The organism is Natrinema halophilum, assembly GCF_013402815.2.
GTDB classification, from domain to species: Archaea; Halobacteriota; Halobacteria; order Halobacteriales; family Natrialbaceae; genus Natrinema; species Natrinema halophilum.
This window is the reverse complement of record NZ_CP058601.1, coordinates 2902263-2925299: the sequence shown is the minus strand read 5'-3', so window position 1 is coordinate 2925299 and position 23037 is coordinate 2902263. Positions and strand designations below refer to the sequence as shown.

Here is a 23037-nt window from a genome sequence, read left to right as displayed (position 1 = left end):
AGTCGTCGATGCGGCGCCTCAGTTCTCGCTGTCGGTAATCTATCTATACTAAACAAACGCCCGAGTGTACGCACGCGCTCAGATGAAACGAAGACGCGTCATGCAAGTCGTTTCACTGGGAGGTCTCGCACTCCCGCTTGCCGGCTGTACGAACGATGTAGCCGAAGACACCGACGACCCTGAGGGTACCGGGGGTGCCGACAACGGAACTGACACTGATAGCGGAGACGATACCGGAAACGAGACCGACGAGGACGGGGGCCCCGCGACCGAGTCGGGCCAGCAAGAGTTCTCCGGAAGCGGTGAGTCGCTTACCGATGACTTCGCTATCGAGGGTGGCCTCACTATCGTCGACGCCACGCACGATGGTGACGGCGACTTCGGCGTCCGACTTATGCCCGAGGACGGCGGCGAAGGAACAATCTTTGCCGATTCATCGGGGACCTACAATGGGCAGACGGCCATGCACATGACCAGCGGATCGTACCGACTCAGCGTCGTGGCCGGGGGTGATTGGGAGGTGGTCGTTCAACAACCGCGTGACACGAGCGGGGAAACCCCGCCGCTTTCTTTCAGCGGCAGTGGGAACGAAGTTCACGGTCCGTTCGAATTCGACGGGACGTACCGGCCGTCCGGCGAGAACGATGGGGAGCGCATCAGCGTCAACCTCCTCTCGTCGACGAGCGACTCCCGCGAATTCCTGTTCCACCATGATAGTATCAGGAATCCGTCGTCGTTCGAGTCCCACGATGTCGGCTACATAGAGGTCAAATCTGACGGCGAGTGGTCGGTCGAGATCGAGTGACTGCCGCTCGGTTGAGATTGTAACGGACACGCATCCTCGAGTTCGGTTCGACGCTGCCGTCTGTTGTGCTCATCGGAACTCCGGATGCAACCGAGAGCATTCAGATTCCGTGGCAACGGCGATCGAAGCGGTTGGTAATCGAATCAGTCTCTGTGACTCCGTACCGACAGTTCCGTACCGTGCGGTTACTGCGGCGTCGACGAGTTGAGGTTACTGCGGCGTCGACGAGTCGAAGTTACTGCGACGGTGACGAGCCGAATTGCGAGTTCGATCGCCTACGGTCGGATGTAGGCGTACCCTTCGCTTTGCAATCGTGTCAGTTCGCCGCCGCCGGACGGGACGGTTTCGACGTCCGCTACGAGGTCCGATTCTGCGAGGTCTTTCAGATCGAGGGTGTTGCTGCAGGCTTTGACCGAGATGCCGTCGTCCAGTAGCGATTCGACCATGTCGCTGCCGTTCCCGCCTGCTTTCAGCGGTTCGATGCCGTCGCCCTGCGCGACGATAGCGACGTCGTCGATTTCGACTGACTCGTCCTGTGTGAGGTTCTCAGCGATGGTGAGCGCAGTTTTCTGTTGGTCCGGATCGCCGGCGATGAGGTGGAACACTGTCTGCATGCTCGAGACGAGAGGTCATCGGGCAATAGGAATTGAGCCTGCAGGCGAAGCGCTCGTTGGTGCTGGCCGTGCAGGCGAAACGTGCCACAGGGACAGAAACCGTGGTACGGGAACGGACACTCGTGAGACTACGTCTCGGGTCCTGTGCGTTGTCCGCTGTCTGACGAGTGGGATCGTTTCGAGCGGCCCACGACCGTGAGAGACGTTCGCTAGACTGGCCGTATTTGCCGTTACTGAGACGCATATGAATGTGGAGAAGTATGCATACTAAACATGAGCGACGACGCGAGCGACGGACACGATACCGATGCCGAGCGTGGCGAGCGCGGCTTCGGAACGCGCAGCGTCCACGCGGGCCAATCCCCCGACTCGGACACCGGCGCGATGGCACCGCCGATCTACCAGACGACCTCCTACGTCTTCGAGGACGCTGACACGGCCGCCGCCCGCTACGCCCTCGAGGATGACGGCTACCTCTACTCTCGCATCGCCAATCCGACCGTCGTGACCCTCGAGGACCGTCTCGCCTCGCTCGAAAGCGGGGCCGGTGCGGTCGCGACGGGAAGCGGCATGGCCGCGCTGGATTCCGCCGTGTTGATCCTCGCGAAAGCAGGCGAGAACGTGGTCTGTTCGACCGACACGTACGGCGGAACGACCGCGTATTTTTCGAAAACTGCGAGTCGGCGAGACATCGAGCCCCGGTTCGTCCCAACCCTCGAGTACGACGAGTACGACGACGCAATCGACGAGGACACGGCATTCGTCCACGTCGAAACGATCGGCAACCCGTCGCTGGTCACGCCCGATTTCGAGCGCGTCGCGAAGATCGCACACGAAAACGGCGTCCCGCTCGTGGTCGACAACACGTTCGCGACGCCCGCGCTCTGTCGCCCGCTCGAGCACGGCGCCGACGTCGTCTGGGAGTCGACGACCAAGTGGCTCCACGGCTCCGGGACGACCGTCGGCGGCGTCCTCGTCGACGGCGGGTCGTTCCCGTGGGGCGAGCACGGCTACGACGAAATCGCCGGACAGAATCACGCCTATCACGACGTCGACTTTTCGCGGGACTTCCCCGAAGCACCGTTCGCCGCCACGGCCAGGTTCCGCTCGCTGCGTAGCCTCGGCAATCAGCAATCGCCGTTCGACGCCTGGCAAACGCTGCAGGGGCTCGAATCGCTGCCCCTGCGCGTCAGCAAGCACTGCGAGAACGCGGCGATCGTCGCGGAATACCTCGACGATCACGAGGACGTCGCGTGGGTCACCCATCCCGGCCTCGAATCCCATCCGACCCACGAAAACGCCGAACGCTATCTCGAGGACTTCGGCGGCATGGTCGCGTTCGGACTCGAGGGAGGCTACGAAGCAGGCAAGGCCTTCTGCGAGAACGTCGAGGTCGCCCAGTTCCTCGCGAACATCGGCGACGCGAAGACGCTGGTTATCCACCCGGCCAGTACCACTCACGGCCAGTTGACGTCCGAGGAGCGCGAGGACGCGGGCGTGACCGACGACCTCATCCGGATGTCCGTGGGGATCGAAGATCCCGCGGACATCCTCGCGGATCTCGAGCAGGCGATCGAGAGCACGAAGTAACGAACGACGCACTCACTCCGGCATCGACGGGTCAATCGCGAAGAAGCGAATCTTGCCGTAACTGCGAGTTATTAGATCGTCCGGTAATATGCACCACATACATGATACGCGACCGAACGGAGACTGAGCCGACCCGCCGGCAGTGTCTCCGAAAGACGCCGACGAGGTGGCCGACGTGAGTACGACCAAAGACACGGTCGACCTCGGCGAGTTCCAGTTCGAGTCCGGGGAATCGATCCCCTCGCTCGAGGTGGCCTACGAAACTTACGGCGACTTTACCGGAGATAATGCGGTACTCGTCTGTCACGCGCTGACCGGCAGCGCCCACGTTGCCCGCCGGCCGGACGCCAGCGGTGAGACTGCCGGCCAGGCCCGCGCCTGGTGGGGTGACGTCGTCGGCCCCGGGAAAGCGATCGATACGACGGAGTACTACGTCGTCTGTGCGAACGCGCCGGGGTCGTGTTACGGGACGACCGGACCCGCAAGTGAGAACCCCGAAACGGGTGAGCCCTACGGCACCGACTTCCCGCCGGTCACGGTCGGCGACTGGACGCGCGCCCAGCGCGAGTTACTGGACGCACTCGGCGTCGGACGGATTCACGCCGTTATCGGCGGCAGCGTCGGCGGAATGAACGTCCTCGACTGGCTGCGACGGTTCCCGGACGACGTCGAACGAGCCGGCGCGGTCGCCGCCGCCGCTCGACTCGACGCGCAGTGTCTCGCGCTCGATACCGTCGCCCGACGGGCGATCACGTCCGATCCGAACTGGAACGGTGGCCACTACTACGGCGGCGAGGAACCCGAAGACGGACTGGCTCGAGCCCGCCAGATCGGGCACATCATGTACCTCTCGAAGGCTTCGATGGCCCGCAAGTTCGGCCGCCGTTCGGCGGGCCGAGAGGCGGTCCGCGAGGAGCCGCCGGACGCCGCTGCCGCATTCTTCCCGTATCGTGAAGTCGAATCCTACCTCGATTATCAGGCCGACAAGTTTACCGATCGGTTCGACGCGAATAGCTACCTCTACATGACCCGCGCGATGGACGACTTCGATCTATCGGCGAGCTACGAGTCCGACGCGGACGCGATAGCGGCGTTCGAGGGCGAGCTCCTGCTCCTCTCGTTTACCGGGGACTGGCACTTCACCGTAGAGCAATCCGAGGCACTGGCAGAATCCTGTCGGGAGGCTGGCGTCGACGTGGCCCACCACGTGATCGAATCCGACCACGGACACGACGCCTTCCTCGTCGAACCGGAGAAGGTCGGACCGCCGCTCTCGGACCTGCTCGAGGACGGTCTCAGCGGCCGTGCCATTACCGATACAATGCGCGAAGCCGACGATTCGGGGGAGTTCGCCCCAGTCCACACGAGCCTGTTTTCGGAGTGATTTGTCGTAATAATTAATTCTGGAAGCTTCCCGGTCGTTTTAGCGGTGCCTGAGCCGTTCTGACACCATTTTATATTGACAGGTTGATGAACTATGCCGAAAAATATAATATTCCGCTCTTTGATGTATTAGTGATGTCAGATGGGAAGCAACTGGACTACGAGGAGGAATCGGCAGGCCAACAGCAGATATCACGGGACGCCGGAAGTGATTTGCCGCTCAAAGAGGGTGCCGTATTCGGGATTGTCGGGGTAGTTATAACGTATTTGACTCATCTCTATTTGACGGTCGCACAGGCCGGTCAAACGACGCCGGTATCGTACACTGACGACGGTTCGACGGTCGTGACGGACCTGGTGAGCTCGTGGGTCGCAGCGGGCTGGAGTTTCCTCGGAACGTTCGGCGTCAGTTTCGAGGCGGGTGGTGAACGGGCCGCGCTCGGTTCCGCTCCGAACAACGTCGCCGCGCTCGCAAACGGTTCCGCTCCCTTCGTACTCGCGGACACAATCCTGTTCATCGTGACGGTTGGGACGCTTGTCGGGCTCGGCTACGGCGTCGCACGGTACACGGATGCCGAGGGGCCGGTCGAAGCGGTGAAAGCCGGTTTGACAATCGTCCCACCGTATATCGTCTTCGCCGCACTTGCTGCGTTCGTGATGACTCACGAATACTCCGACCCGCAACTCATTTCGAGCGTCGTCAATAGCGTCGCTCCGCTCACGGGAGACACGTTCTTCAACAACAGCGGTGAGGTCGTCTCCAACCTCACGTTCAAACCGTCGCTCAACGAGGCTATCCTCTTTGCCGGGATCATTTTCCCCGCTCTGTTCGCGGTTCTGGGGGCAATCATCGCCCAGGGCGAAGACGTCATCGACACCGCGGTTGCCAAGGTAAACGAACGGTAAGTGCCGCCGAACGAGCGAGCAGTTCGCTCGGACACCGTTTTTATTCGCCGATCCGATCGACGTTCGTCGCGTCACCGAGACTCGAACGGAACTCACCAGCCACCGCCGACGACGTCGATTCGGTACCACCGGCGCAATCGCGACTGCGAACTCTAGAACGGACGGATAGTGCTCTCCGATACTCGAACGACGTCTCAGGTCGCGTGAACACGAGGCGAGACGGCCCTAACGGCCGTTTCCCTGGCCGCGAGGGTCATCGAACGAGACGAAATAATCGGCGTGCGAGCGCTCGGAGCGCCGACGATCGATCCAGTACTGCAGGTCAGAGACGAACAGGGCGAGATTTTCGCGGGCGAAGAGTTTCATCGAAGCCCCACAAGGCGAGCGGAACAGGGCGATGAGAGACCACATCGAACCGGCGGCGAACGCACCCAGTGCCGAGAAATCCATCCCGAGCGTGAAAAACGTCGTCGCGTAAACGAAGCCGATCCCCATCGACGGAAGGCTCGTTCCAAGCGGGACTCGCGCACTGGTGTCGCTCAGCGTCGGCGCGAGAAAAATGATCGAGAGGCCACTTCCGAGCATGAATACGAGGTCTTGCCACATCATCATAGTTACTTACTCGGTCACGAGTTAATAACTCCATTGGTGCTACAATCAGTTCTTAGTACTGACAATCGCCGATGGGGACCACTTGCGAATCGCGACGGAAACGAAAGCGAGCGCGGGTGCTTTGAGGTGGTATCGAGTGTTTCGGAACAGTAACGCGAAATTACGGGAGTATACACGCTGTGTACGAGCCCCAATCAGCCCTCGAGGATTGCGGTTTCCGCGAGCAGCGTCTCGCGGGCTTCGGACATCGACGTGACGACGACGTCACAGTGGGGTTCGACTGCTGGTTTCGGTTCGAAGCCGATCGCCAGGCCGGCAACCTCGAGCATCGGCAGGTCGTTCGCCCCGTCACCGATGGCGATGGTCTCGGCGAGGTCGACGCTCACGTCGTCGGCGAGGTCTTCGAGCGCGTCGTCTTTGGTGCCGTCGATCAGCGGTCCCTCGACTGCGCCGGTTAGTTCACCTGCCTTCATCGGGAGTCGGTTCGAGACGATGTGATCGACGGAAACGTCCTCGCGCTCCAGGGCGGCAGCAACACCGCGTTCGAAGCCACCGGTAAGGATAGCGGTCGTGACGCCGGCGTCGTTCAGTTCCGCGATGAGATCGGCGGCCCCCTCCCGGAGGACGACATCGTCGAATGCGGCCTCGGCTTCGGCCTGGGGAAGCCCCTCGAGCAGGGCTGCGCGCTTGCGCAGGCTCTCAGCGTAGCCGATTTCGTCGTTCATTGCGCGCTCGGTAATGTCTGCCATGTCCGCGGCGACGTCGCGGCGGTCCCCAAGCAACACGGTCATTTCGGAGTCGGAAAGCGTCCCGTCGAAGTCGAAAGCGACGACTGTCATTGCCCCACGATTGTCGGTCCCCGGATAAACCTGTTCAGGTTTCTATCCTCCGTCCACCCGCAGGATGGTTTCGAGTTCGTACCGACCGAAACATATTATCGGATCGCCACCGATAACGGGCACATGTCGTCTGAGCGACGATTCGAATACGAGAAGGGCCCCTCCCTCACGAACGAGCAAGAAACCGACGACAGTGATAGCGAAGACGGTGTCGATGGCGATCCGGACGACACGAACCAACGCGAGCGAACGCGACTAGTCGTCCAGCCCTGGAAAGCCGGGACCGTCTCGGGTGTCAGCGCTTTCGTCGTCGTCTTCACAGTGCTTTACAATTTCGTCGGGGCGATGGTCGCAGGGGGGTTGTTCAACGGACCGGAGAACAAGCCAAGTCGCTGGGTGGTGACGGGACTAATGACACTGGGAAACCACGGAGTGACGATCGAACAGGGCGAAGAGACGATACAGGGCGCGTTCGGATTGGGTCGTGGACTGACCAGCCACGTGACGGCCCTCGTCCCTGTCGTCGTGTTGCTTACCGCCGGTTACCTTCTCGTCCGACACGTTCGCCTCGAGACGCGCCGGGAGGTCGGATTCGCGCTCGGTTCCCTGGTCATGAGCTACATCATCCTGCTGATTGGACTCGCGATGACCGCCCAGTGGACGCCAGAGCAGGCATCCAGTACCACCGAGGGAGGGGCGACGATTGCCGCTGCGACCGATCTCGGGACGGTCGTCTCGGTCGGTACCACCGCACTCGTGTTCGTCGCGATCGGAGCCACCGTGGCCGCTCTTCCGCAGATACGGGCAGCCAAACGGTGAGTTCGGCGCTCGAGCCGATCCCCCTATTCGCTTCCCTCGACCGGAGTCTTGACGATCGTGACCGGCCGCGAGGCGAGGCGAGCGACGCGGTCGGTGACGCTCCCGAGCAACTGGCGGTACTCGCCGGGGCGTTCCTTCGATCCCATGACGAGCAGATCGACGTCCGCCTCGTCGGCGTAGGCGAGGATCCGCTCGTGGGGCGACCCGTGCTGGACGACCGTCGTAGTCTCGATCCCCGCCTCCTGGGCCGCCTCGGCCGCCGAGGCGAGGGCATCCTCGCCGACCTGCTCGAGGGCGGCCTCGAGTCCCTCGAACTCGTGGACGTACTCGTCGCCGCTGTACGAACTATAGACGTCGCTGTCGACGACGTAGAGCAGGTGCAACTCCGCGCCGGCATCCTCGGCGACTGCGATCGCGTGTTCGATCGCGTGCTCGGTCCCCGCTTCCGCATCGGTCGGCAACAAGATTCGATCGTGCATGGGTACCCATACGTAGTCGGGGGCAAAATCCGAATCGGCTATTTTCGCGCTGTGGGAACGGCATCAAGACCGGCGGATCGCAGTCTCGGACGGCTAACGCGTACGGTGCACGGTGGAGCGATATCGCAACACTCTCGCCGGGGTACTCAGAACGGTTCCACTGTGCGATCGAACGTCGATCACCGATCAGCGACGGGGCCGAACCGATGACGAGTTCGGTCCACGAAGTCATCGTGCTCGCGTTGGTACCGGCCATCCTCTGGGGGTTCACCCCAGTCTTCGACAAGCGCGGAATGAACGCGGGCGGCAGTGCCCTTCAGGCATCGCTAGTCGTCGTGATCGTCGATTCCACGCTCTACTGGCTGGCCATCGCGGTATTGTACGGCCGCTCGGCGTTCGCAGGACTGACTCCCGAAATTCTCTTAATCTTCGCATTCGCGGGTGTCGTCGGCACCGCGCTCGGGCGAGTCACCATCTTCGTCGGCGTCGACAAAGTCGGAGCGAGTCTCAACAACGCAATCCTCAGTTCTCGCCCGCTTTTCGCAACGGTGATCGCACTCGGCTGGCTCGGCGAGCCGCTGGGCCCGATAACTGGCGCCGGCATCGCCGTCCTCGTGGCGGGCCTCGCCCTGCTTGCGGTCTCGAAGGGCGGCGATCTCGATGGGTGGGAACCGCGCGACCTCTGCTGGCCGATCGCCGCTGCAGCCACCTTTGCGATCGCGAACGTCAGCCGTCGGTACGGCATGCTCCAGACACCGCTGTCCGCGCTTGAGGCGGTCGCCCTCAACGAGACGGCTGGGCTGATCGTACTGGTCGCGTACGTCCTCGCTCGCGGCGGCCGCGACGCGCTCGAGAGGCCCCGGGCGTCGTATCGGTACTTCGCCGGTAGCGGCCTTCTGACGACTGCCGCAATGCTTTCGCTGATGGCCGCACTCGGTCTCGAAAGCGGCCGGATCGCCATCGTCGATCCGCTCGTCGCAACCGCACCGCTGTTTACGCTACTCTTCGCCGCAATCCTCCTGCGCGACCTCGAGCGGGTGACGAAAGGAGTCGTCGGCGGTGCAGTGCTGATCGTCAGTGGCGCGATCCTGATTACGAGCTGAAATTGCGGTATTTTTTGCCGGCCCCGGCCACAACGGAAGGGTTTACCTGCTTCGCCCGGTTGTCTCTCGCATGAAGGTTCTCGTCACGGATCCGATCGCGGATGCGGGTCTTGACGTACTCAGAGACGCCGGCCACGAGGTCGAAACGGGCTACGAACTCGAGGGCGACGACCTCCTCGAGGCGGTCTCGGACGCGAACGGATTGATCGTTCGCTCCGGTACCGAAGTTACCGACGAGGTCCTCGAGGCCGCCGAAGAATTGGTTATCGTCGGACGAGCGGGGATCGGCGTCGACAACATCGACATCGACGCTGCGACGGACCACGGCGTCATCGTCGCCAACGCCCCGGAGGGGAACGTTCGCGCCGCCGCCGAGCACACCGTCGCGATGACGTTTGCGGCCGCCCGCTCGATCCCGCAGGCACACATCCGCCTGAAGAACGGCGAATGGGCGAAAAGCGACTATCTCGGTGCCGAGCTCGACGGGAAGACGTTGGGCGTCGTCGGCCTCGGCCGCGTCGGCCAGGAAGTTTCCAAAAAACTCGACTCGCTGGGAATGGACATCGTCGCCTACGACCCCTACATCAGCGAGGAACGTGCCCAGCGCATCGGTGCCGAGCTCGTAGACCTCGAGGCGAGCCTCGAGCGGGCCGATTTCCTGACCGTCCACACTCCGCTGACGCCGGAGACGGAGGGGCTGATCAGCGAGGACGAACTCGAACTGCTCGGAAACGGCTACCTGATCAACTGCGCTCGGGGTGGCGTCGTCGACGAGGACGCGCTGGCCGCCAAGGTCGACGACGGCACGGTTGCCGGCGCGGCACTGGACGTATTCGCCGAGGAACCGCTCTCGGCTGACTCGCCGCTGCTCGAGCACGACGACATCATCGTCACGCCCCACCTCGGGGCCTCGACGGAGGCCGCACAGGAGAACGTCGCCACGTCGACAGCCAAACAGGTCAACGCTGCACTGGTCGGGGAACCAGTCGCCAATGCGCTGAACGCCCCCTCGATCGACGAGAGCGCGTTCCCCCGAGTCGAACCGTACATCGAACTCGCGGATACCGCCGGCAAGGTCGCAGCCCAGTTGCTCGACGGCCGAATCGAGGACATCGAGGTCACCTACGAGGGCGACATCGCAAGCGAGGACGTCGAATTCGTCACCGCCTCGGCACTCAAGGGCGTCTTCGAACCGCTCGAGTGGCAGGTCAACGCGGTCAACGCGCCCCAGATTGCAGAGGACCGCGGCGTCGACGTCACCGAGTCCAAAACCCGACAGGCCGAGGACTTCCAGAGCCTGATCACCGTCACCGTCAGCAACGACGATGACCAAGTGTCGGTCGACGGAACCCTCTTTGCAGGTGACGATCCGCGGATCGTCCGCATCGACGGCTACCGCGTCGACGCCATCCCCCACGGCCGGATGGTCATCACGCGGAATACCGACGAACCCGGCGTCATCGGCCTGATCGGTACCGTCATGGGCGACCACGGCGTCAACATCGCCGGCATGTTCAACGCCCGCGAGGCCATCGGCGGCGAAGCGCTGACCGTCTACAACGTCGACAATGACGTCCCCGCGGCGGCCAAAACAGAACTCGAGGAAGACTCACGGATCATCGGCGTCAGCGACATTACGCTGAACGGCCAGGGCTGACTGCTCTCGAACAACGATATCGATGCAGGAGTCGAGTTCGCTTCGAGTCGATTACTGAACCCCTTCTGTCGAAGCCTACCCGCGAACCGGAGAGTCCATATCGCCACAAACGCCGTTTATGCTGGTAGATAGACTCCGTTCAGGCGGTGAGGAAGGAGATGACAAATCCATACCGCGGCCCGGAACACCAGCCGACCTCGAGCGCTCGCGAGGACGCCGCAGAAACGAGATGGATGGTCCGCGAGGGGATCGGCCTCGCGATCGCCTCGATGTTCGGCCTATTGCTGCTGGTAGTGGGCCTCATGCTGGCGTCGGGACAGATCGCGGCGTCGACGACCACCGCTATCACGATTGGCGTTGCGATCGGCTTCGTCGTACTCGCCGTCGCGCTCGTCGCTCTCGCGAGTTGGAGGTGGAACGGGCGAGAGTCGTAGCCGCTGGTCCCACCGTGGCACGACCGTCCTCGAAACCGGATCTTCCGTTTGAATTCGCTCAGCGTACGCTGATCGCTCACTTGCTCGCGATGCCAACCAGCGAGTCGAGAGAATGGAGAACTACCCGCTTGCAAAGAAGCGATCTCCTCGAGTGCGATTCGCAGATCACCGGTCGCAGCGATATAACGCTAACCGGGCAGTAACGGATTGTCGGACGATCTGCCACACACTCATTCTGATAAATACTGTGCCAACACCGCGAGCGAGTGGTGCTGGCACGGAGACGACGGCTACCACGTCACATCGAAAGCCAAGGCCGAACGCGGCCTGTACGACCAGCTACGTGAGAACACGAAGTTGACCGCGAATCTCATCCAGAAGGGGATTCGCCAAGCCGTCGAATCAGTCAAGAGCGGCGTCGAACGCCTCAAGAACGGCCAAGATACGTCTCGTCCGACGTTCACGGCTGATACCGTCGTCTACGACAAGCGAAGCGCCACGTTCCACCGCAACCACGGTTCGCTATCAACCGTGAACGGACGTATCGAGTGCGAGTACATTCTTCCCGACGACGTCGAAAAATCGCCGACGAAGTACGTCGCCAACGAGGACTACGAGTTTCGGCGGGCGACACTCCACCGACGTGATGGTGACTGGTATCTTCATGCGTCGATGCTCAAAGAGGACGGCGACACCAATTCCACCACCGAGCACAGAACAGTCCTCGGTGTGAATCAACTCGCAGTCGCATCGACCGGACGGTTCTGGTCGGCAGACGAGTTTAACCCCTGGAAGCGAGAGTACGAGAAGCAGCGTGGCGACCTCCAGCAGTGCGGGACGCGGGCCGAACACGACGCGATAGCAGGCGTAGAGCGCAAAGCGGACTGTCGCTTCGAGATATTCCTGCATCGTGTCGCCAACGAAATCGTGGCCGAAGCTCTCACTCACACCTGTGCGCATATCGTGTTCGGGAACCTGACCGACATTCGTGAGAACGTGCCAGAAGCCTCGTGACACCATCTGTGGGCGTTCCGTCGTCTTTATCAGTACGTCGTATATAAAGCCGGAGAGCAGGGCGTCGAAGCCGTCCAAGTTGACCCACGGAACACGTCGAAACGGTGTTCGACTGTGGGTTTACCCACGATGACAACCGCCGCGGCGAGGACTTCGAGTGTCAGGATTGCGGCTACCAGAACCACGCCGACTACAACGCGGTCATCGGATTACATCCGACAGGCACCAAAGTCGTGCAGCGACTTTGCGACGGCAAAGAACATCGATTTTCAGTATCCCCGACGTCGGCAAAACGCAGACGACGGAGGCGAACCTGTAGACGTGCGCTTGAATCGCGGGACGCTGAACGTGAGTGGAGAGTACGACCTTCCCGCCGCTGATGCGGCGTAGAACGGGAGTCCACGCGAAAGCCCTACCCTCAACGAGCGAGTGGGGCCATTGCCCCCGAGCGAAATAGGGTAGGGTAGTTTACGTACCGGTTTGTCTATCTGTGGTTGAGACACTGTTTTCTTACCAATCGGTATCTCTTGATCACGTTCTCATTAGAACCTCGAGTTCGGTTAGACATTGTAACTAAACGCAACAACTATTGAATTTTTTAAGTATCGGGGACCCTTTGTGAGATGTATTCACATTTTTACCCATAATATAAATAATTGATTTTAATATTGTATTCAAAAGCAAAGCTTATTACCATGTTTAATCTACTTCATAGTATGATGGATAGAATTACTCGAAGAGGTGCTATTATTACCTTGGCATCAGTTATGACCGCTTTCACCTCACTATCTGGGAAAGTTATGGCCGAAAACAAAGATTATCGCAATTTTAACCCATATAGGTTTGAAGAAGTATATGATTTCATAAGGCAATACCGGGAGTGTGAAGAAGACGAACGTGAGGAACTTGAGGAAAATCTCTCAGAAAAAGAACAGAATGCAATAATGATATTCAACAGGCCCGCTGAAACTGTAATATATGAAATTCGTGCTTCTGGCCGCCGCAATCAGTTGGAATCATTGGACCCAATTGAGATGGTTAGAAGTAACAAAATTGCCACATCAAGAATGAGGACACAAAGCAATCGAAGAGATGTGAACGATAATAATACGATTGGCTCTCTAAAATGGAACAGAGATAATGTGGAACAACTCATAAACGAAGATAACCAAGAATCGCTCGCTCTTTATCAAAAAAAATGATCTATGGAAAGATAGTGTGACAACAAACAGATCACAGACTGTTAGAACTGCAGCACGCAGAGGAAGTGATAGCTATGCAAATATAGTTGAAGAAAACAGCCTTTTAGGCTCAACTACATTTAGATGGCAGCATAAAATCTATTGGGATTGGAGGATAGATAACAAAGGAGGAAGAATTTATAACACTCGAAACAAACACAGCCCAAAACACACTACATACTTCATGTCTTATGATGGTAAAGTTGATGAATGGGAGAAAATTGACCGGGTTGGAAAGACTGGTCCTCAAGACAATATATTTCAAGAGAGGTATATTTCGTATATACAGGGCCATATGGAACATTTTGCGCCGGTGATTGGTGTATCAGCCTACGATGGATATCCATATTCAAAACTTCTCGGGAGAGATGGAGGTAGTGATACAGATTCCTGGACCATTGATTCCGGAATAGAGACTTGACAAACGTTTCAGGATCATCTGATCTAGTTTCGAGTGTTATATTCAAAAGATGATTTTGTATATAACTGTAGATAGTTTATATAATAAGGATTTTAGTATATTAGAACAAATCCACCAATAATGGCCGGGTTAAACATACCATTGGGACCGATAGAAATTGCCATCTTGCTTGTATTGGCAGTATTACTAGCAACAGCCATCTATATCGACGCGAGAAAAAGAAATATAAACAGACCGTTAGTGACCTCTTTAATTATCCTGGTTTTGCTGTTGATCAATATTGTTCCAGGCATTCTCGGGATATCCTTGTATCTGATTCTCAGGAATGAAAGCAGTGAATAGGTGTGATTTGTCTATGGAGTGCCTTTTGCCAGACAGATTCTCAGTAGGAAAGTTATCAGAGAGAGCTATCAAGGAAACAGATATTATAGCCGAAAAGTGCGAATTGCTTTCGCGAATTTCCGACAGTTCGACCCGGATCGATCGACAACGCCACGAAACGGAACCAACCTCGCATCGGACACCTGAAACGAGCGGGCGGGAGTCACCAGCGGAAACTCGGACCCGATAGTTCGACATCGGCGATTCGTTCGCGGCAAAAGACCTATCGCTCGGACGAACATCACCTCGAGTATGGACGACGACGTTTCGGTCGACTTCGGCGAGGACGGACTCGTCCCCGCCGTGGCACAGGACGCCGGAACCGGCGAGGTGCTGATGCTCGCGTACGTCTCCCCGGAGGCGCTCGAGCAAACGCGCGAGACCGGGCGGGCCCACTACTACTCCCGGAGTCGGGACGAGCTCTGGGAGAAAGGAGCGACGAGCGGCCACGTGCAGACGGTCGAGGAGGTCCGAGTCGACTGCGACGCCGACACGCTCCTCTACCTCGTCGATCAGGAAGGCGGAGCGTGTCACACCGGCCACCGGTCGTGTTTCTATCGGACAGTCGACGGCGAGACCGTCGGCGAACAGGTGTTCGACCCCGACACCGTCTACGAATAGGATGAGCGAGCGCGCCCACCCGTCGGACGTCGGCTCCAATGGCGGTACCGGGAGCGACGACGAACCGACCCCGCTCGAGTCGCTCGAGGCCGCCCGGCAACGCCTCGAGACGGTCGAACGACGGATCGCGGAGTACGGCAACGAGTCCGTTGAGGAGGTTGCCACGGCTTACCACGACGCGACGAACCTGCTGGACGAGTACGTCGACCGCGCGACCGGGACCGGCCGAGAGAACTTTCAGGCGTACGTCGAACTCGAAGGGCGGTTCGATACGCTCGTCTCGAACCTATCCGACGATCTCATCGAGCACGAGGCGTTCGAGGACGCACTCGACGCGATCGACAAGCGGCGACTCAGCGAATCCGACTTCGAGCGGGCCCACGACGCTCTCGAGCCCGCAGCGACGTTCTCGGAACTGCTCGACGAGCGCGAGGCCGCCCGCGAGGAACTGGCGGATGCGCGGACGGACGCGAACAAACGTCTGCGGACGATCGACGACGAGATCGGCGAGCGCGAACGGCTGCTCGAACTGGCGACGGCCGACCTGGACGCGCCGGTCGAACGGCTCCGGGACCCCGTCGAGACCTACAACGATGCGATCCGCGACGCGTTCGAATCGTACCGCCACGAGGCCTCCACACGCGAGGTATTCGACTTGCTCGAGCGGAGTCGATGGTACCCGTTCGTGAACTACGAACGGCCGCCCGACGATCTCGAGCGCTACGTTCGGACCGATCCGGCCGGCGACTACACGATTCCGGAACTGCTCGAGTACGCCGAGTATTCCCGGTCGAAGCTCTCCCACTACGTCGACAGCGCGGACGAACTCAAGCGCAACGTCGCAACCCAGCGGACCTATCTCGACGGCATCGGACCCGAGCCGCTGACGATCGACTGGCCGCCGGAACCGGCCGGCGCGCTCCGCTGCCGTGCGCGGGAGTATCGCCCGTTCGTCGACCGCGTCGCCGACGAGGACACCGTCGCGGCACTGCGCGACGTTCGACTGCTCACGACCGACACCGACTACGACCGCCTCCAGACCGCAGCCCAGGCCGTCGATCAGCTTACGGCCGCCGAGCGCGAGCGGTTGACCGACGGCCGTGTCGAAGCCGAACTCGAGGATCTCCGACGCGAACGGGAGCGCCTCGAGGACGCGCTCGAGAACGATTATCTCGAGTAACTCGGCTCACGTCGGTTCCGTCTCGGAATAGCCACACGCCGAGTTTCTGGCCGCTTGCTCGACGTCCAGTCGTTCGATTCGGGAACGAATGTCTCTAATCACTCGACTCGTGATCGCGGCTGTGTCACATCGACAGCGGTGCTCCGGCTGTCAGGCGACGGCTGATCGTTGGTTACAGGTGCCTGCGCAATCGATCACCGAATCCTATCGCGGTTTCAGTATCCATGTCGGGGACACTCGCACCGATCGAAAGCGGAAATGCGGCCGTTTCGATCCGCAGCGTCGAGAGATCGTGACGGCGCTGCAGTATAGTCTGTGAGACGGTGTACCGCTGTACGTTTCGGTAGGGCAGGATGTACTCCCGCCGTCGCCAGAACCCGTTACAAATCCGAAGATGGTCTGTTCCGAAGGTATACGAGATACTGGACCAGCGAACGTGTGCCGCGACTGGTACCATTAACATCGGAATAGCGTACGCAGCAAGCGGGATCGATGCGAGCGCAGCGGCATAATCCCGACCGAAGACTGTCGCAGAGAGAGCGAGCACCACGACCAGCAGATACCGGACAACGTATCGCTTCCGTGCGGATTTCGGGATGGTCGCCGCATCGTCGAGGTCAAAGGGGAGGATCAGTCGTGCGATTTCCTCGGCGTCTGCGCGAGGCGCTAACGGAACGAGCGTCGTCTTCGAGTCGAACGGCATGATCTCGCTTCCACCCGCCGTCTGGATTTCGAGTTCCGTCTGCCCGAAGGCTCGAACGAGCGGGTTGTCACTACACCGGACGATCTGGACGTTGTCGATCGGGATCTCTTCTTCGACTCGAGTGAGGAGTCCGTGACGTCGGTACAGCGTGCCGTCATCGCGCGTGAGTTGAAATCCATACAGTCTAATTGCCGTCCGGGCGGCACCGACGACCCAGCCAGCGATGATCGCGAGAACGATCAATACTCCCCACTTCGATAGTCCAAAGCCGGCGGGAAGCGCAGACCGGACGGACGTAACGACCAGCGCATCGAGCGAGGCCGTCGCCTCGAACGGAAGGACCGCAATCGAAACGACGGTTCCGACCGCGAAGATCACCGGGGCGTAATGGATTCTGAGCAGGCTGTACGCCGCTAACTGGCGCGCCGAGAGGTCGTATAACCGCGTTTCGTCCGAACGAGACTCGTGTGGCCGATCGAGACGGCTCGACTCGAGCGTTTTCCGCAGCCGGCTCGCCGTCTCCGGAGAGACGTATCGGAGTTTGACTTCGCTTTTATCTCGCGTTCCGGCGGTCTCGCAGTGGACGCCGGTAACGCCGAACAGACGGCTCGCGGGGGATTCGAGCAGCCGTACGTGCTCGATCCGACCGAATGGAACCGTGCGGTGACGACGCCGAAGCACGCCGGAGCGGATGCTTATCTCGTCTTCGTCCGTCACGCGGTAGGTGAATCGATACCAGTAGAGACTCTCCCACAGCGCTGCTGCGAGAAAGTACAGGAGGACGAACGGAAGCAGATAACGAAGATTGCGAACCCCGTCCTGGTACACGAACAAGACGCCCGTTACCAGGACGACTGATCGACTCATGTCGTCCATCGCACGGCAAACGATCGACCTGACGTGGAGCCTCGAGCCGTCGGGTATCGTCCGTTCCTTCATGACAACTTCTCCTGAAGCACGAGCGCATCGCTCGAGTCGAGTCCGGGGACCACCAGGTCCGAACGCGGTGTACCGGCCGTGTAGACGACGAGACGGGACAGTCCGAACACCCGCTCGAGCGGTCGTGCTTCCACGTCAATATGCTGTATCTGCTTGTAGGGAATAAACGTCTGTTTCGTCCGGAGGACGCCACGTTGAAGGCGGAGTTCCTCGTCTTGCATCATGACGTCCCAGGATCGATACTGAAGCATTAGATAGGCGAGTCCGATGACGAAACTGACTCCGGGGACGACGATAGTCACGGTCGCTGAAATCGAGGTCACGGACGATTGCAGGACGCGCAGCGAACCATACATGATGGCAGAAATGACGAGGAGATACACAGTCCAGACGAATACGATGCGCCTATTCAACCCGACCATAGTACCATCGAACCGTAGTTGCATGGTCAGGACGGTTTCCGCTCGAAGCCAGATTCGTTCCGGTGGATATTTTCTCTAACGCCGTCATAGGAACCATTTCAGGGACTCGACACCGATCGGCAAACTGTTCGCAGTCGATCACACTATGTTTTAATAACCGAGGCGGGATAAATATATCTGATGGAAATGGCAGATGGATTGATGACGAGCACGAAATCAACCGTGAAGATAGGCTTTGGAATCGTCATAGTCGCGCTCGTACTCGGGTCACTGCTTGTTGGGAGTGAACAGGCGGAATTCGGCCTTCAAATTCTTGTTCAGGCTGCGATACTAACGTATGGAGTGAGCGAAGCATATCAATGGAGACAGCAGGCGACTCCCATGATAGCGTCCATCCTTCTCGTCATTGGCGGTGGCTATGGGTGCTACCTCGTCTGGATGGGCGCCAACGCATTCACAAACGTACTTTATCTGGGGCTCGTCGGCGGTGGGTTACTAGGCGTGCGCATTGTCGACGAGTAAGAAATCCCACCCCCCAGACACTCTTTTCGCGGATTAACAGACGTCGATTCCGGCACAGATAGTCCCGGCACCGACCGCACAGCCGTAGTTATTGATCGCATCAACGATCACGAAGCATGCGCCGCCACAGGCACCGTATCCCCACACGCTTCCGAGGAAGGGTGCGCAGGCTTCCAGACACGCATACCGGGAAACGGAGCCGGTGGCACCGTCACAGAGCGTCCCGACGATGGCAGTGCACGCACCACAGCCGAGTGCGTCTCGCCAGTCCTGCGTAGTCACGCCACCGTCGGCATCCGATGAGCCGTCGGCAACCGGATTTCGAACCGGTTCGCGCTGAACCACCGACGCAGTTCCCTGTTCATCAGCGGTGATCGTCTTTAGTTCGAAGTCGCCCGCCGAATGCGAACTCACCGACACCCGCTTTTCGTTCGGTGAGTCGATCGTCCGTCCGAACGCCATCATTGGCTCTCTCGTGCTCGTTTCCTCGTCTGGGGTCGTATCGACAACGATCGAAACCAACATCCCAGCGGCCTCCCGCCCGGGTTGGTCAGGCCGGTATCCGCCAAAGAGGATCACCGGGTCCGTTTTGTTTATTTCAGGATCGTCAGTTTCGAACTGGATCCCGAACCGTCCGGCTACCTCGACGTCCGATTCCGCCTGGATCGCCCGATCGAGATTCTGGACCGCAGACGACTCCAATAGGTGACCAAATTCGGTCTGCACCCGGTCGTCTGAGAGTTCAGTTTGATTTACGACCTCGAAATCGGGAGTTCCCTGCTCTGCAGAGGCGGTGTTTGCGGCCGAAGCGAGCGTCACTGTGGCCGCGCTCGCAGCGGTCTTTCGCAGTACACTTCTTCTGCTGAATCCGTCGTTTTTATTTTTCTCAGCCATTGTCGGCAGCTGATAATTCCAGGCTATTATTATTAAAAGTTTCCACTAGTTAACGCCGTAGAAAATTCTGCCGGCGGTCTATATTCCGTTCCGATATTCTCCCTAAACTGGCCCGGAAGCGATTCAACAGGAGGGATCTGGGTTTGGGACGCTCCTCTCCGTGATCAGCGACCTCGAGGCGAGCTATGGCAGTGTAGCGGCCGCAGATCCAGAACCTGAGTTCTTCGCCGACGTTCGATGGGTAGCCGACGAGTACGATCGACAGGTCGAGACAACCGTCGTCGAAGGGGCTGGAACGGCGGATTCGATCCTCGAGTACGCGTCGGATGCGGGTGTCGACGCGATCGTAATGGGGGGCGAAGGCAAGGCAGGCGTCTCGCGGATGCTGCTGGGTAGCGTCGCGGAAGGAGTTACGCGGCGGGCGTCAGTCCCGGTGACGATCGTCCTCTGACCGCGGCCGGGAGAGGATCTCGTCTTGACGACGCCCGAAATGGTCGGGACTGACGAGGCTGGCAGTGCAGGGCTACCCGCCGGTATCCGTTACGCTGGCGGAACCTCCAGCGAACGTGCCGTCTTCCGGGAATACTGACCGAATCTTACCCGAAAACCACCAGTGAGCCGGATGCGTTACGACCGCGTGCTGGGTTAAAACACGAGCCGTTCGACGAACCGCCTGAGCGGGCCGGACGTGCGGCGATTCGGATTGACCTGAATCGCCGTGCAATCGACGCTGTCGACGATCTTGTCCGCCGGACGGCCGAACAGGTTCCCCCATACTCGCCCACCGTCCGTCCCGATGATGAGGACGTCGTCGGAATCGGCCTTCGAAACGAACTCCCGATCGGGATCGTCCGTCTCGATGATCGACCGGTCCACCGGGACCGAGCAGAGTGACTCGAGTTCGGCGAGATACTCGTCTAGCGTGTTCCGTTGGGTTCCGGTCGCAGATGTCGCGAGCGGGTACAGGAGTTCGATGGTCGCCCCGGCTTCACTCGCCAGCGCGTTTGCGACGGTGATCTTCTGGGGATCGAACGGCCCCCGATCCGTGACGACCGTCACGGAGTCGATCCGGTCGACGTGGCGGTCCTCGATCAGCAAGACATCACACGGCGAGTTCCGGGTGACCCACTCGATAGGCGTCCCGAATATTGGGGCGTACAGTGGATCGCCACTCCGCTCGAGCAGGAGGAAGTCCGCATCCTCGTGTTCGGCGAAGTTGACGATCGCTCGCTTCGTGTCGTGACTGACGATTTCTCCGTAGTTGACCGGCACGTCGAACTCCTCGGTAAGAGGCTCCGTTCGCGCCTCGAATTCGATGTCCGCCGGCGATTGCGTTTCAGATGCCTGCTGGAGCGACACCTGGTCGGGAACCTCGTCGAACTGGATGACGCTGACACAGCCGTCATTGTCGCGGGCGATATCGGCTGCGATCCGCAGTAGCGAGCGCTCTCGCTGTTCGCTCGTTTCCTCTGTAATCGCAACGAGCACCTCGTATCCGTCACCCATCTCGAAGGTAGACCTCGTCTGTTCGACGGCCTTGCGGCCGACAGTGCGGCGGAACACGTCCGTCGCGGCACCTTCTCGCTGGACTCGGCTGCGAGCGTAGTAGGCATACCAGAGTGCCGATCCCGCGATGATAACGGCGGCGCCGACGAGCGGGATCAACCCCATATATCCAATCAGAAGGAATCCGCCGAAGATTCCGACGATCTGCGTCCACGGATACAGTGGGGACCGAAAGGATGGATCGTATCCGTCGGCATTTCCTTCGCGAAACGCGATGACGGCACCGTTGACGAGCGCAAACACGATGATCTGGAACGCGCTCGCGAGTTTTGCGATCTGGAGGATCGGAACGAACGCGATGAGCAGGAACATAACGGCACCGGTGAGTGTAATCGCCTGAACCGGTGTTCCCCACTTTTCGTGGATTGCCGTCAACGACGGCGGCGCAAGGTTGTCACGAGCCATCGCAAACGGATAGCGAGACGACGATAGGATACCCGCGTTGGCCGTACTGACGAGTGCGAGCACGGCAGCGACGATGACAGCGATTACACCGGGCCAGGCGAGCGTCGCCTCGGCCGCGTGGATCATCGGCACTGCGGAGTCGCTCAATAGATCCGGAGGTGTCACACCGACCATTACCACGACGATCAGGACGTACAGAAGGGTCGTGAAGGCGAGCGAGCCGAGAATCCCGAGCGGAATGTTTCGGTCCGGATTCTCGATTTCCTCGGCGACGCTCGCTATCTTGGTCACACCCGCGTACGAGACGAATACGAGCCCGGTCGCGGCGAGGAGACCACCCGATCCCTTCTCGAAAAACCCGTCATAGCTGGCGCCACTCGTCGACGAAAGCCCACCCACGACGAACCACACCATGGCAGCGAGCATCACGGCGACGATGGCAATCTGAAGACGCCCCGTCTGTTTCGCGCCGACGAGATTGACGACTACGAGAACCGCGGCCAGTGCAAGTGCGATCGGCTTCACCGGCAGGTCGAACAGATACAACAGATAGGGGACGCCGCCGACCAGCGCCAATGCGCCTTTAAACGAGAGGGAAAACCACGTTCCGACGCCGGCGATCGTGCCGAGCAGTGGTCCCATCCCGCGCTCGATGTAGATGTACGTCCCACCGGCCTCCGGCATCGCCGTCGCCATCTCGGATTTGCTCAGGGCGGCTGGCAAGACGAGGACACCCGCGAGCAGGTATGCCAGAATAACCGCCGGTCCAGCCGTCTTCAGCGCCAGACCCGGAAGTATAAAGATTCCACTCCCGATCATCGCGCCGATACTGATAGCGACTACCGCGAACAGTCCGAGGTCGCGTTCCAGTTCTTTTGGCATAGATTAGCTCGTGAGGCGATCGAGAACTTCCGTAGTTAGCATCGAAGCGATACAGACGGTTTCGACGTCGATCTCTTCGAACGCGCTTGCGTTGTGTGGATTAGCGAGACGAACGATGATTTCGTCGACACCAGTTGTCATTTTGATCGTCTGTGCCAAGAGGAAGTTTCGAGCATCGACGCTTGAGGCAACGATCACGGTGTCCCCGTCCGAGAAAGTAGCGAACGCGAACGATCGCAGATCGGTGACGTCGATCTGGCTCGTTTCGAGTCCAGCACGCGCTGCACTCGCCGTTGCTGTCTCGTCGACGCCGACAAACGACGTATGCACGTACGTAGATAGTTCTGAGGCGAGGAACACCCCGACGCCGTCGTCGCCGACGACATGAATTCGACGGGGGGCTAGATCGATATGTCCGTTGGACGCTATCCGTGAATCAGCCATGGTCCCTCGCGAAAACATGGCACAAAACGTGCGTTAAAGAGCCTGAGCTGCTGATCGAAGCGAGCCGTGCCGCGGAGGTGAATTCCATCTCCATAGTGGTCTCTATGTGAACGGGCGACCTGGGTCCGCATAAACTAACCGGTTTAATTTCGGTATCGTGA

The 23037-nt window shown here is 59.6% G+C and carries 23 protein-coding genes and 2 pseudogenes; 16 read left to right on the top strand and 9 right to left on the bottom strand.

The window, feature by feature from the left end:
* Positions 1–82 precede the first annotated feature (82 nt).
* Entirely contained in the window at positions 83–805 is a 723-nt protein-coding gene (locus tag HYG82_RS34855; protein ID WP_179261842.1) for a hypothetical protein, read from the top strand.
* A 275-nt stretch (positions 806–1080) separates the two neighbouring features.
* Here HYG82_RS34855 and HYG82_RS34850 read toward each other — a convergent pair whose 3' ends face one another.
* Positions 1081–1419: a DsrE family protein gene (locus tag HYG82_RS34850; protein WP_179261840.1), complete on the bottom strand. Its 339-nt coding sequence runs from the start codon at positions 1417–1419 to the stop codon at positions 1081–1083.
* A gap of 273 nt (positions 1420–1692) precedes the next feature.
* Between HYG82_RS34850 and HYG82_RS34845 the strand changes: the two genes are divergently transcribed.
* The 3 genes from HYG82_RS34845 to HYG82_RS34835 all read left to right on the top strand — a co-directional run bounded on the left by HYG82_RS34845 (position 1693) and on the right by HYG82_RS34835 (position 5298).
* Positions 1693–3009, top strand: a complete 1317-nt coding sequence (locus HYG82_RS34845; RefSeq protein WP_179261838.1) for an O-acetylhomoserine aminocarboxypropyltransferase/cysteine synthase family protein — start codon at positions 1693–1695, stop codon at positions 3007–3009.
* Positions 3010–3184: 175 nt separating this feature from the next.
* The gene (gene metX / locus HYG82_RS34840) at positions 3185–4393 is read left to right on the top strand and encodes a homoserine O-acetyltransferase MetX (RefSeq protein WP_425495352.1); all 1209 of its coding nucleotides are present in this window, start codon (positions 3185–3187) and stop codon (positions 4391–4393) included.
* 134 nt (positions 4394–4527) lie between these two features.
* The gene (locus tag HYG82_RS34835; protein ID WP_179261836.1) at positions 4528–5298 is read left to right on the top strand and encodes a DUF7978 family protein; all 771 of its coding nucleotides are present in this window, start codon (positions 4528–4530) and stop codon (positions 5296–5298) included.
* Between the two features lie 225 nt (positions 5299–5523).
* Here the strand turns inward: HYG82_RS34835 and HYG82_RS34830 are convergent, their stop codons facing one another.
* Together HYG82_RS34830 and serB are read right to left on the bottom strand one after the other, a co-directional pair.
* Positions 5524–5907, bottom strand: coding sequence for a hypothetical protein (locus tag HYG82_RS34830; protein WP_179264534.1), 384 nt, complete (start codon positions 5905–5907; stop codon positions 5524–5526).
* A gap of 197 nt (positions 5908–6104) precedes the next feature.
* Entirely contained in the window at positions 6105–6749 is a 645-nt protein-coding gene (serB, locus tag HYG82_RS34825) for a phosphoserine phosphatase SerB (protein WP_179261834.1), read from the bottom strand.
* Positions 6750–6872: 123 nt separating this feature from the next.
* On the opposite strand from serB, the gene HYG82_RS34820 reads away from it, so the two are divergent.
* On the top strand, positions 6873–7568 hold the full coding sequence (locus HYG82_RS34820) for a DUF7978 family protein (protein WP_179261832.1): 696 nt from the start codon (positions 6873–6875) through the stop codon (positions 7566–7568).
* A 23-nt stretch (positions 7569–7591) separates the two neighbouring features.
* On the opposite strand, the gene HYG82_RS34815 is transcribed toward HYG82_RS34820, so the two are convergent.
* Complete coding sequence (locus tag HYG82_RS34815; protein WP_179261830.1) at positions 7592–8047, bottom strand: universal stress protein; 456 nt, start codon at positions 8045–8047, stop codon at positions 7592–7594.
* 206 nt (positions 8048–8253) lie between these two features.
* On the opposite strand from HYG82_RS34815, the gene HYG82_RS34810 reads away from it, so the two are divergent.
* The 9 genes and pseudogenes from HYG82_RS34810 (at position 8254) to HYG82_RS34770 (ending at position 16099) form a co-directional block, all read left to right on the top strand.
* Positions 8254–9150, top strand: a complete 897-nt coding sequence (locus tag HYG82_RS34810; protein WP_179261828.1) for a DMT family transporter — start codon at positions 8254–8256, stop codon at positions 9148–9150.
* Positions 9151–9220: 70 nt separating this feature from the next.
* Positions 9221–10807, top strand: coding sequence for a phosphoglycerate dehydrogenase (serA, locus tag HYG82_RS34805; RefSeq protein ID WP_179261826.1), 1587 nt, complete (start codon positions 9221–9223; stop codon positions 10805–10807).
* 158 nt (positions 10808–10965) lie between these two features.
* Positions 10966–11241, top strand: a complete 276-nt coding sequence (locus HYG82_RS34800; protein WP_179261824.1) for a hypothetical protein — start codon at positions 10966–10968, stop codon at positions 11239–11241.
* Between the two features lie 207 nt (positions 11242–11448).
* Positions 11449–12255: a hypothetical protein gene (locus tag HYG82_RS34795; RefSeq protein ID WP_235217703.1), complete on the top strand. Its 807-nt coding sequence runs from the start codon at positions 11449–11451 to the stop codon at positions 12253–12255.
* Positions 12256–12261: 6 nt separating this feature from the next.
* A pseudogene (locus tag HYG82_RS44665) lies at positions 12262–12635 on the top strand (zinc ribbon domain-containing protein).
* 336 nt (positions 12636–12971) lie between these two features.
* A complete protein-coding gene (locus HYG82_RS34785) occupies positions 12972–13457 on the top strand; it encodes a hypothetical protein (RefSeq protein WP_179261822.1) in 486 nt (161 codons plus the stop codon).
* 16 nt (positions 13458–13473) lie between these two features.
* The gene (locus HYG82_RS34780) at positions 13474–13917 is read left to right on the top strand and encodes a hypothetical protein (protein ID WP_179261820.1); all 444 of its coding nucleotides are present in this window, start codon (positions 13474–13476) and stop codon (positions 13915–13917) included.
* A 633-nt stretch (positions 13918–14550) separates the two neighbouring features.
* Complete coding sequence (gene hisI, locus HYG82_RS34775; RefSeq protein WP_179261818.1) at positions 14551–14919, top strand: phosphoribosyl-AMP cyclohydrolase; 369 nt, start codon at positions 14551–14553, stop codon at positions 14917–14919.
* A gap of 1 nt (position 14920) precedes the next feature.
* Positions 14921–16099 (top strand): DUF7118 family protein, encoded by a 1179-nt coding sequence (locus HYG82_RS34770; protein ID WP_179261816.1) that lies wholly within the window; start codon positions 14921–14923, stop codon positions 16097–16099.
* A 172-nt stretch (positions 16100–16271) separates the two neighbouring features.
* On the opposite strand, the gene HYG82_RS34765 is transcribed toward HYG82_RS34770, so the two are convergent.
* Both HYG82_RS34765 and HYG82_RS34760 read right to left on the bottom strand, forming a co-directional pair.
* Positions 16272–17741, bottom strand: coding sequence for a PH domain-containing protein (locus HYG82_RS34765; protein WP_179261814.1), 1470 nt, complete (start codon positions 17739–17741; stop codon positions 16272–16274).
* Positions 17738–18187, bottom strand: a complete 450-nt coding sequence (locus HYG82_RS34760) for a PH domain-containing protein (protein ID WP_179261812.1) — start codon at positions 18185–18187, stop codon at positions 17738–17740. Before HYG82_RS34760 ends, HYG82_RS34765 begins: the two co-directional genes overlap by 4 nt.
* Positions 18188–18343: 156 nt before the next feature.
* Between HYG82_RS34760 and HYG82_RS34755 the strand changes: the two genes are divergently transcribed.
* Positions 18344–18685: a hypothetical protein gene (locus HYG82_RS34755; protein ID WP_179261810.1), complete on the top strand. Its 342-nt coding sequence runs from the start codon at positions 18344–18346 to the stop codon at positions 18683–18685.
* 33 nt (positions 18686–18718) lie between these two features.
* Here HYG82_RS34755 and HYG82_RS34750 read toward each other — a convergent pair whose 3' ends face one another.
* Positions 18719–19579, bottom strand: coding sequence for a halocin C8-like domain-containing protein (locus HYG82_RS34750; RefSeq protein ID WP_179261808.1), 861 nt, complete (start codon positions 19577–19579; stop codon positions 18719–18721).
* Positions 19580–19727: 148 nt separating this feature from the next.
* On the opposite strand from HYG82_RS34750, the pseudogene HYG82_RS34745 reads away from it, so the two are divergent.
* Positions 19728–20030 (top strand): annotated as a pseudogene (locus HYG82_RS34745) (universal stress protein); the annotation flags it as partial.
* Positions 20031–20224: 194 nt separating this feature from the next.
* On the opposite strand, the gene HYG82_RS34740 reads toward HYG82_RS34745, so the two are convergent.
* The gene (locus tag HYG82_RS34740) at positions 20225–22432 is read right to left on the bottom strand and encodes an amino acid permease (RefSeq protein ID WP_179261806.1); all 2208 of its coding nucleotides are present in this window, start codon (positions 22430–22432) and stop codon (positions 20225–20227) included.
* 3 nt (positions 22433–22435) lie between these two features.
* Positions 22436–22876: an NAD-binding protein gene (locus HYG82_RS34735; RefSeq protein ID WP_179261804.1), complete on the bottom strand. Its 441-nt coding sequence runs from the start codon at positions 22874–22876 to the stop codon at positions 22436–22438.
* Positions 22877–23037: the final 161 nt, after the last annotated feature.